At 62.6% G+C, this 3,804-nt stretch carries 4 protein-coding genes; 1 reads left to right on the plus strand and 3 read right to left on the minus strand.

Annotation, left to right across the window (positions count from 1 at the left end; genetic code table 11):
* Positions 1-1,259, plus strand: a 1,259-nt coding sequence (locus VIG90_RS13020; RefSeq protein ID WP_331593953.1) for a TonB-dependent receptor domain-containing protein, incomplete at its 5' end; no start/stop codon positions are given.
* Between the two features lie 61 nt (positions 1,260-1,320).
* Here the strand turns inward: VIG90_RS13020 and VIG90_RS13025 are convergent.
* The 3 genes from VIG90_RS13025 to VIG90_RS13035 all read right to left on the minus strand — a co-directional run bounded on the left by VIG90_RS13025 (position 1,321) and on the right by VIG90_RS13035 (position 3,667).
* A complete protein-coding gene (locus VIG90_RS13025) occupies positions 1,321-2,142 on the minus strand; it encodes a TlpA disulfide reductase family protein (protein ID WP_331593954.1) in 822 nt (273 codons plus the stop codon).
* 220 nt (positions 2,143-2,362) lie between these two features.
* Positions 2,363-3,127, minus strand: a complete 765-nt coding sequence (locus tag VIG90_RS13030) for a hypothetical protein (RefSeq protein WP_331593955.1) — start codon at positions 3,125-3,127, stop codon at positions 2,363-2,365.
* Positions 3,128-3,343: 216 nt separating this feature from the next.
* Positions 3,344-3,667, minus strand: coding sequence for a hypothetical protein (locus VIG90_RS13035; protein WP_331593956.1), 324 nt, complete (start codon positions 3,665-3,667; stop codon positions 3,344-3,346).
* Between the last annotated feature and the right edge of the window lie 137 nt (positions 3,668-3,804).

Below are 3,804 nucleotides of genomic sequence, written 5' to 3' on the forward strand. Positions count from 1 at the left end.
GCGACCAGCACAGCCTGATCGCGGAAGGCAACTACTTCCGTCAGGACGTGACCCAGCGCTACGGCACTGGCGGCTCGGGCGTGGTTGACCAGTCCAATCCGGAGGGTACCGTCAGCCGCCAGCTGCAGAAGCGCTATGTCGGCTCGCTCAGCCACAGCGGTGACTGGGGTTTTGCGACCTCCGAAAGCTATGTGCAGCATGAAGACGCAAAGAACATCACGTCTGAGAAACGCATCAAGAACACGGTCGCCCAGTCCATCTGGGCGGTGCCGATCGGCAACCACAACCTGACCTTCGGCGGCTATTACCGCTACGAAGACCTGACCGATCTCACCGGCAATGGCCTGCGCGGCTCCACCGTTACCGGCATCAGCCGCGAGTCCTACGCTGCTTTCTCGGAAGCGGAAATTCGGCTGGCAGAAACCGTCGCCCTGACCGGCGGCCTGCGTTACGACCATGACGAGAAGTACGGTGCTTCCTGGACCCCGCGCGCCTATCTGGTGTGGAACCCGACCGATGCCCTGACCGTGAAGGGCGGCTATTCGGAAGGTTTCCGCGCGCCGGATCTGCGTCAGACCGAGCCGGGCTGGGGCCAGACCTCGCGCGGCGGCACCATGTACGGCAACCCGGACCTGAAGGCGGAAACCTCCGCCACCTATGAAGCCTCGGTGCTCTACAGCCAGAGCCGCTTCAGCGCGGGCGTCACCATCTATCAGACCGACTTTGACAACAAGATCCTGCGCCTCACCTGCGAGGAAGCCGGGGCCTGGTGCGTGGACGAGCCGCTCAGCACCATTGGCCGCAAGCCGACCACCTACACCAACGTGGACAAGGCTCGTATCCGTGGCCTTGAGCTGACGCTGGAAGTGCCGGTGACCGAGACGGTGATGTTCAAGGGCACGGCCACGCTGCTGGACTCCGAGCAGCTGACTGGCGACAACAAGGGCAAGGCGGTCAACGACACGCCCAAGCAGCAGCTGACGGCCTCGCTCGATTGGCGGCCGAACCCCGCAACCAGCCTTTACATCCGCAGCATCTATCGCGGTGAGGAGCGCCAGACCGAAACCCAGATCAGCGGCAGCAACAAGTTTGCGCCGGGCTACAACACGGTCGACATCGGCGGTTCGTACCGCCTGAACGACAATGTGTCGGTCTATGGCGGCGTGATGAACCTGTTCGACAAGCGCCTGAACCTCGATGAGTTCGATTACGCCATCGACGGCGCGCGCGTCTGGGTGGGTCTGGGCGCCCGATTCTAAAGAGAGTGTGCTTCGGCAAACGGAATCGGCGTCGTCAGCCCTGGCTGGCGGCGCCGTTTCTCTATCCGGCGTACTGGCCCGTTGGGGCCCCGATCAGACGCAGGCCTGAGAGCAGCGCCGCCCGCGAGATTTCGCCGGTGTGGATCTGGCGAATGGTGCCGGTGGCATCCACGAACAGGGTGGCGGGGTAGGCGCTGATGTCGAGCGCGGCGCTCATCCGGCTCTTGGGGTCGAGCATGATCGCCTGCGCGCCCAGTTGCTCCCGGTGCAGATAGCGGATGACGGTTGAAACCGGCTCGCCCTGATTGACCAGCAGGATCGGTGTGCCGGGCATGTCGGCGGCCACATCGATCAGCATGGGCATCTCGCGGCGGCAGGGCGGGCACCACGTCGCCCACAGGTTGATGACGAAGGGCTTGCCACGCAGGCTGTCCAGCGCCAGCGGCTGGCCGGTCAGGCGGGTGATGGCCAGCGTCTCCGGAAAGGGCTGGGACTGGCTCTGGACCGTGAACCGCTCCAGTCCGAACCACACGAGCGCAATCACCGCCAGCGCGGCAAGTGCCTTGCGTTGCTCCGGCCCACGCCAGGTCAGCAGCAGGGCAGCAGCGCCCGCCGTCACGCCCCACACCGCAGAAAAGCCGCCCTGCCACACGTAAAATACGGTCCACGGATCAGGCGCGTAGGCGGCAAGGTTGGAGATCACGAAGCCAGCGCGGGCCGCAATGATGCCGGCGATGACGGCAATGAGCGCGGCGCGGCGACCCTTGTCCGCATACCCCGCCCGGCGGGCAATCCAGCCGCACACCGCAAGAAACAGGGCGATGGCGGCAAGGGCGATGAAACGGTCAACCGCCAGCATCAGCGGGCCAAGAGGCAGTGTCATGTCCGTCCAGTCCTTCGCGGCCAGTTCTTCTCAGGGTGCTCCCGTCACCGGAAGCGGTCAGAAGCCGTGGGCGAATGGCCCTTCGGCCCGCAAATTAAGGAAGAACGGGGTCGGTTGTAAACAGACTGGAATGACGCATCGGCCAAGCTTCGCTCAACCCGAGGGTTAAGGCGGCGAGGGGCGGTCAGGAGGCCCGGGCGGGGCCTCCTGTGGAGCAGCCTCAGCAGGCTTCTTTCTGAAGATGGCGCTTGCGACGCCCAAAGAGCGCGATGCCAGCAAGGCCCGTGCCGAGCAGTGCCAAGAGCGGTGGCTCTGAGACGTCGGTCGCCTCCAGTTCGCGCAGGCTGGTCAACTGCATGTCGCCAAACCACCAGATGCTGTATAAAATGTCGCCGGACTTGCCGGCGCGAATGGTGACCTGCTCACTATAACTCACACTAAAGGCGTCCGGGTTGGCCATGACCTCTTCTAGATAAGCGATCATGGCATCGCCGCTCATTGAATAGTCATGTTCGCCGGTTCCGCCCCGGCTTTCTCCAGTGCGGGAATTTTGCAGGTAGGTGGAGTGCTGCCAGTAGAGGTCGCCCGTATCGATGAACTCGTGCTGGGTGGCGTTTACCGTCTCGCTAAAGGCCCATGCGTCGTCGGCCACATAAGCGAAGACATTGTTATACGCCAGCCGTGTACCGCCTTCCGGCCGTGTCGGCAGATAATCCATGGCCGGGCGGGTGTGGATGATCGGCGCGCGATCAAAAAACGTCATGGTGTCCAGCTCAAACTCATCGTCGATGTACCAGACGTCATTTGAGAAGCGGACCTTATACTCGAAGCTGGCTGGGCGTATAATGTCCACCCCTGGGTCGTTTCCCGGTAGCTTGGTCAGTTGCACCTGCCAAATGGCCTCGTACAGTGCAGCTTCGGCTGCAACCGGACTGAACGCGACAGCCAGTGTGGCAATGCTGGTGCGTAAAAACTTGCTGAACATGATTTCGTTGCGTCCCCGTAGTTATTACGGGAGAGTAAGCAAGAAGCATGCCCGAAGCGGATTCCTGCGCAATACAAGGGACTTACTATTTATCCAGATTTTTGCTTTGTAAAACTTCCCGACGATTTTGAGTTCCGGCCTGCCTGCCGGAGCATGTCGGGAGGAGGCGGGCAGGGGCCGGTCGTCCGGCCCCGCCGTGGGATCAGCCGCGAACGATCAAGCCAGAGCCGACAGGTGGAATGGCTTGGAAGCGACGACCTCCTCGCCCAGTTGCAGGTCGATGGTCTCGCCGTCCTGCCAGGTCACGCACACGAACAAGCCCTTGGGAGCCAGGGTTTCGGGCATGGGTGCGGTGAAGATATAGCTGGCTTCGCGGGTGGAGACGGCAACCTCAACCGTGCGGTCTTCCTGCTTGGTAATGTACATGCGGATGCCGTCTGATGACAGCGGTGGGAATATGTAACGCTGGCCGTCCGTTGCCCAATCCGGGTTGGCGGGGCGCAGCCAGGCCTGCAAGGCTCCCTGTTTCTTCAAGGACATGGCGCTCTCCCTTTTAGGAACACTCCAGATATGGAGCGGTCCGGCCGAAAGGCCACCTCAAGTTTCGCTTGAATCCGCGGTTTTCAGGGAGACGGGGCCGATTTCAGGATGGCCTGAGGCGGGGCCGGGGTGGGCGG

It is taken from the genome of Pedomonas sp. (assembly GCF_036515995.1).
Lineage (GTDB): Bacteria > Pseudomonadota > Alphaproteobacteria > Sphingomonadales > Sphingomonadaceae > Pedomonas.